5 protein-coding genes and 1 pseudogene are annotated in these 6,081 nt (G+C 68.8%); 3 read left to right on the top strand and 3 right to left on the bottom strand.

Annotated features, from left to right (window positions below; genetic code table 11):
• Both AC07Z7_RS24625 and AC07Z7_RS24630 read left to right on the top strand, forming a co-directional pair.
• Window positions 1-409, top strand: a pseudogene (locus tag AC07Z7_RS24625) (TetR/AcrR family transcriptional regulator); the annotation flags it as partial.
• Between the two features lie 297 nt (window positions 410-706).
• The gene (locus AC07Z7_RS24630) at window positions 707-1,891 is read left to right on the top strand and encodes a porin (protein ID WP_494767981.1); all 1,185 of its coding nucleotides are present in this window, start codon (window positions 707-709) and stop codon (window positions 1,889-1,891) included.
• Window positions 1,892-1,969: 78 nt separating this feature from the next.
• On the opposite strand, the gene AC07Z7_RS24635 is transcribed toward AC07Z7_RS24630, so the two are convergent.
• Window positions 1,970-2,764, bottom strand: a complete 795-nt coding sequence (locus tag AC07Z7_RS24635; RefSeq protein WP_494767982.1) for a metallophosphoesterase family protein — start codon at window positions 2,762-2,764, stop codon at window positions 1,970-1,972.
• 11 nt (window positions 2,765-2,775) lie between these two features.
• Window positions 2,776-3,840, bottom strand: a complete 1,065-nt coding sequence (locus AC07Z7_RS24640) for a diacylglycerol/lipid kinase family protein (RefSeq protein ID WP_494767983.1) — start codon at window positions 3,838-3,840, stop codon at window positions 2,776-2,778.
• 278 nt (window positions 3,841-4,118) lie between these two features.
• Here AC07Z7_RS24640 and AC07Z7_RS24645 point away from each other — a divergent pair, with 278 nt between their 5' ends.
• Window positions 4,119-4,994 (top strand): phosphatase PAP2 family protein, encoded by an 876-nt coding sequence (locus AC07Z7_RS24645; RefSeq protein WP_494767984.1) that lies wholly within the window; start codon window positions 4,119-4,121, stop codon window positions 4,992-4,994.
• A 4-nt stretch (window positions 4,995-4,998) separates the two neighbouring features.
• On the opposite strand, the gene urtE is transcribed toward AC07Z7_RS24645, so the two are convergent.
• Window positions 4,999-5,691, bottom strand: coding sequence for an urea ABC transporter ATP-binding subunit UrtE (urtE, locus tag AC07Z7_RS24650; RefSeq protein WP_494767985.1), 693 nt, complete (start codon window positions 5,689-5,691; stop codon window positions 4,999-5,001).
• Between the last annotated feature and the right edge of the window lie 390 nt (window positions 5,692-6,081).

Genomic DNA, 6,081 nt, shown 5'->3' on the forward strand with positions numbered 1-6,081 from the left:
GCAGAAGGCACCGCCTGGCCAGTTGCTGGACGAAATCGTCAAGGCCTTTGTGCTGCCCGTGTTGGAAGTCGCCAGCCAGCCCGCAGGCCACCACTTTCTGCGGCTGCTGTCGCGCGGCATGAACGACCACCTGGAAGAAGACGAGCCCATCATCCGCGAGCTGTTCGACCCACTGGCCCATGCGTTCATCGATGCCATTGCAGCCGCCCTGCCCCAGGCCACGCGCAGCCAGGCCGCGTGGTGCTACCAGTTTGCACTGGGGGCCCTGCTGCACCACGTGAACGACCAGCGCATCGAGCGCCTGTCGTACGGCCAGAACCAGCCCGGCGACGAAGCCACGGCAGGGCCGCTGCTGGTGCGTTTCATCGCACAAGGCATGCGCGGCGCCTGTGAAGGCGCAGTGCACTGACGCCAAGCAGCTGACATCCCCCGCGCCCACTACAGCACTGCCGCGCGAGCGCCGCATGCCTGGCACAGCCACGCCCATTTTCCTGGCCCCGGCCCACCGCCACCCCCGGTGGCTGGGGCCCTGCGCTGCCGCCCCACCCCAGGCGTCGGCGCAGCAGACCGGCGCGCCCTAGCCGCCGCGAACCGGCGCACACAACGCGCTGACGCCCTCCCCCGTTGAACTGCGTTTTCGGAACAGCCATGGCTGCGCCGTGGACCGGTTCGCCCTTCGCTTGTCCCTCCGCCATCGAAAGACACCATGAAACCTCACACCTCTCCCGCGCCCCAACCCTTCCACTCTCGGGCCCGCCTGCATTGGGCACGCGCCCTGGGCACCGCTGCAGCCCTGTCTGCCACCACACTCGCCGCACAAGCCCAACCCGCCGCAGGCCCCGGCCTGCAGCTGTATGGCCTGGTCGATGTCGCCGTGGGCCGCTTCGCGGGCCCCGCCGCAGGCATCAATGCGCAGGACCGCGCCGTGACCAAGCTGGACGGTGGCGGCATGTCCACCAGCCACTGGGGCCTGCGCGGCACCGAAGACCTGGGCGGCGGGCTGTCTGCGCAGTTCGAGCTGTCGTCCTTTGTGCGCAACGACTCGGGCGCCACCGGTCGCAGCGATGCGCTGCCCGCACCCGTGAACGTAGCGGCCGACCCCGTGTTCTCGCGCGCCGCCTGGGTGGGCGTGTCGCACCGCGACTGGGGCCGTGTGCGGCTGGGCAATGTCACGTCGCTGTTGTTCTTGAACGCCATCACTTCCAACGCGTTCGGCGACTCCACCGTGCTGGGGCCGCTGAACCTGGTCACCTTCATCGGCAGCCCGCTCACGGGCGGCACGGCATGGGCCAACTCAGTGGTGTACGACAGCCCCAGCATTGCAGGCTTCAATGCCTCGGTGGCGCACGCTATCTCTGAAGGCCAGGGCGGCGGCAACAGCGCGGCCCGGCTGGCCTATGCCCAAGGCCCGTGGGCCGTATCGCTGGCGTGGCAGAGCGTGAAGAAGAACCCCGGCACCTTCGCCGACGGCACCTCGCCCAACGACACCCGCGCCTGGCAGTTGGCCGCGTCGTACGACTTCGAGGTGGTCAAGCTGTTTGCCCACCTGGGCCGCATCGACAACCGGGGCACGGCTGCTGCGCCGCTCAACGTTTCATACCGCGTGTGGGACATCAGTGCATCCATGCCCGTGGGCGCAGGCCGCGTGCTGGCAGGCTACGCCGTGCGCCGCACCAGCGACACCGTGGGCCCCGTGCCCGCCACGGTGGCGGGCGGCAACGTGGAACGCAAGGTGTTCACCCTGGGGTACGACTATTTCCTGTCCAAGCGCACGGACCTGTACGCCATGGTGATGCGCGACAGCACCCAGACCCGCACGCTGCCTGCGCCACCCTCGGTGGTCAGCGCTCAAGGCACCAGCTTTGCCGTGGGGTTGCGACACCGGTTCTAAGCCACATCACAACGGTTGTCTCCAAGTTTCAGGGCACCTTTGGTGCCCTTTTTTTGGGTGGCAGGACTGAAGAACGCTTCAACCGGGCATCACAGGCTGGCGCAGCACACAGGCGAACTCTCCGATGGTGCTGTCGTAATCCCAGCGCTCGGCCACCCGCAGGCGCTGGCTGGGTGCCTCGCCCGACACTTCTTCGCGCAGCACCACCAGGCTGTTGGGGCAACCGTGCCGCAGGCGGCGCGACACCGCCGTGCCCGCGCGGCTGGCCCACAGGCCGGGCAGGGGCTGCAGCACACCGGGCTCGTGCACATGGCCCGACAGCAGCATCTGCGCACCGGCTATGCGCCAGCGCTGCAGGGCTTCATCGGCGCGGTGCGGGCGGTGGGCACGGTCACTGGCATCGCGGGCCACCAGGGGGTGGTGGCTGGCCACGATGCGCCAGGCCTCGGGCGGGGCCCGCGCCAGCAGGGCGGCGACATGATCGATCTGCACAGACGACAGGCTGCCACGTTCGTGCCGCCAGGCGCGCGTGGTGTTCACGCCCACCACGTAGAAGGGGCCCATCTGGCGCACAGGCTCCTGGTCCACGCCAAACTGCTCGGCAAACCGCTCGTAGGCCCGGCCCCAGCGCAGCCACCAGGCAAACAGCGGCAGGTCGTGGTTGCCCGCCAGCACCAGCGTGCTGCGCGCATGCAGGCCCTGCACAAACCGCGCGGCCTGCGCAAACTGGCTGGCGGTGGCGCGCTGGGTGAGGTCGCCTGAGACCACGGCCAGGGCCACACCCAGCCGCTGTGCCAGGCGCTGCGCGGCCGCACATACCTCGGGGTCGTGCGCCCCGAAGTGCAGGTCGGACAGGTGCATCAAGGCGGGCATGGCGTTGGTGGTCAGACGGGTATCAGCCCAGGGGCAGGCGGTGCGCCGGTCTCGGCCACTGCTGCTGCCAGTGCAGGCTGCGCCGCATCATCGCGCACCAGCGGCGACGGCGCCACCAGCCACAGCGGCCGTTTGCCAACGCGAAAGTGCAGCGGCGGCGCCATCCACTCGCGTTCGCCATCAAACGCCACCTTGACCTGCGGCGGGCGCCAGCTGGTCGGGGCCACCGTCAGCTCGGTGCAGGCAATGCTGGTCACGGCACCGTCCTTGTCCAGCTGGCCGGTGGCGGCGTTCCACACCGTGCGGGCCGTAGCCCAGCGGCCCTGTGGCTTGAGCATCACCACGGCCAGGTGCCCGCCGTCGGCCACCTGCTGCGCCTGCGGCAGGCCCATGCGGTCCAGCTGCAGCGGGTTGTTGCCCACAAACAGGGTGGCAACCAGATGCTCCTCGTGCTGCACCTCGGCGCCGTGGTGGGTGGTCATCACCACGCGCCAGCGCCTGCCTGCTGCGGGGCGGAACAGGCTCCACACCGCCGATGCCACCGCCACCCAGCGCGAGCGGCCAAACCGCTTGGAGGCCCGCTCGCGCTCTGCCAACAGCTTGGGGTACAGGCCCACGCTGGCGTTGACAACGAACATGCGGCGGTTGACATGACCGACCTGCACGAGGCGCATGTCCCCCGCGTGCAGGGCCTGGAGCAGGTCTTGCACCGCCTGCTCCGGGTCCAGCGCCAGACCATGCTCGCGGCTGAAGTAGTTGAAGGTGCCCATGGGCACCACCCCCATGGGCACGCCCGCGTGCAGCGCGGCCGCCGCCACGGCGTTGATGGTGCCGTCGCCACCGGCGGCCACCACCAGGCCGCCATCGGTGCGCGCGGCCTCGGCAGCATCACGCGCCAGTTGCACGATATCGCCGCGCTGGTGGGGCACATGCCACACCACGTCGTGCGCCTGCAGCGCCGCCACGCCTTCGAGCTTGGCGCGCAGCAGGTCCAGGTCGGCCCCCGGCCGCTTGGGCACCACCAGGTGGATGGGGCCACGGGGTTTGGGAGGATGGGGGTGGTCGGAAGGGGTCATGCAAAACTCTGCAACAAACAAGAACAGCCCCACACCACAAAGGGGCAGGAGCCGCAGGGTCGCCCATGGTCGCAGCCAGGCGCGGTGCCCGCAGCCGGTCGCAGCGCCATCGCCGTGTCAGCCTGCGCCGACACATGCCTGCACCGTGCGCGCAATACACCCACCACGTCCCGGGATGCTGGGAACTTCGGTACAACCTTCGGCTTCTTTCCCTGGTGGTGCAGGCAACTGCATCTGCAAGACGTTGGAAACCGAAAGAGAAAGGACCACCCCGCACCATGACGACGACCGTCCCTGCCGCGCCATCCACTGCCTCCACCGCATCCGAGCTGGGCACCTTGCTGGCGCAGCACCCCGTGGGCTGGTGGCTGGCGGGCGTATTGGCCCTGGCGCTGCTGGGCGCCGCCGCACTGGCGGGTCTGCGCGCCCTGCGCCACCACGCGGGCCCGCCGCTGAACCGTTTCTTTCCTGCGCAGGCCCCCACCCTGATGCTGGTGGCCATGGCCGCATCGGCCTGCGTGCTGGTGCTGGCGGGCGCCACAATGGCCGAACTGGCCGAGAGCGGGCGCACCCAGGGCCCCTGGGGCGTGCTGGACGACACCATCGCTGCGGGCTTGCGGGCCCAGGCCGACACCGCCGTGCTGCAGGTGTTTGCCACCCTCACCCACCTGGGCGACACCTGGGTGCTGGCGGCCCTGGCACTGGTCGTGGCCGCCGCTCTGTGGTGGCAGCAGCACCGCCTGCTGGCCATGGGCTGGCTCGTGGCCATGGCGGGCAATGGCGCGCTGACCAAGGTGCTGAAAAACCTCTTCGAGCGCGTGCGGCCCGAGCACACGCACGGCCTTGCCGAGGCCAGCGGCTACAGCTTTCCCAGCGGGCACAGCAGCGCGTCGATGGTGGCGTATGCCATGCTGGCCTACCTGGCCACGCGGCTGCTGCCGCGTGGGTGGCACCTGCCCGCCGCGATGGTGGCCGGTGCGCTGATCTTCACCACCGGCTGGAGCCGCGTGGTGCTGCAGGTGCACTACGCCAGCGACGTGCTGGCAGGCTGGCTGCTGGGCGGCACCTGGATGGTTTGCACGGTGCTGATCATGGAGAGTGTGTCGCGCTGGCGCAGTCCGGCCCTTGCCGCCGCTGCAGCGCAGCGCCCCTGAGCCTTCAGATCGCCACGAGGTTGCGAATGCCCTTGGTTTCCATCTCGCTGCCCGGACCGCGCGCGATGACTTCGCCGCGCTCCATCACCAGGTACTCGTCAGCCAGCTCCTGCGCAAAGTCGTAGTACTGCTCGCACAGCAGGATCGCCATCTCGCCCTTGTCGGCCAACATGCGGATCACGCGGCCGATGTCTTTGATGATGCTGGGCTGGATGCCTTCGGTGGGCTCGTCGAGGATCAGCAAACGCGGGCCGGGGGCCAGGGCGCGGGCGATGGCGAGTTGCTGCTGTTGCCCGCCCGACAGGTCGCCGCCCCGGCGCTTGAGCATCTGCTTGAGCACGGGAAAGAGTTCGTACAGGTGCGGCGGCACGGGCGTGGAGCCGCTTTTGTAGGCCAGGCCCATGCGCAGGTTTTCTTCCACCGTGAGGCGGCCGAAGATTTCGCGGCCTTGGGGGACGAAGCCGATGCCTGCGCGGGCGCGGTCGTAGGGGGTGGCTTTGTCGATGGCTTTGCCGTCGAACTGGATGCTGCCGCTTTTGATGGGCACGAGGCCCATGAGGCTTTTGAGCAGCGTCGTTTTGCCGACGCCGTTGCGGCCAAGCAGGACGGTAACTTTGCCGGGGGTGGCGGTGAGGCTCACGTCGCGCAGGATGTGGGAGCCGCCGTAGTACTGGTTGATGTTTTGGACGGTGAGCATGGTGGGTTTTAGAGATTTTTTGGCCGTTTGCGCCTGCCTAGCAAGCGTCTTTAGCTATCAATTTGAGAGCGCTTCTTGCCATCGCAGGAAAGGGCGTTGCCATGCTGCGGCGCTTGCTGTTCGTTCGGGCTGAGCTTGTCGAAGCCTTGGCGTGCTGGTTGGAAAAGCATGCTTGGGTTCAGGGCGGGAGCCGGGGTGTGCGCCCGGCGGCGCAGTAACTTTCTTTCGTCTCGCCGAAAGAAAGTCACCAAAGAAAGGGCGACCCTACACGCTGCGTCCCTTCGCTTCGCTGCGGGCAACCTGCGGTGCTCGGGCGTGGGGCGCGCTGCGGAACTCGCTACGCGCTGCGCGCTTCGCTCGGACAACCGCAGCGAGTCAGAGCACGAAGCA

The organism is Acidovorax sp. GW101-11A03 (assembly GCF_059424825.1).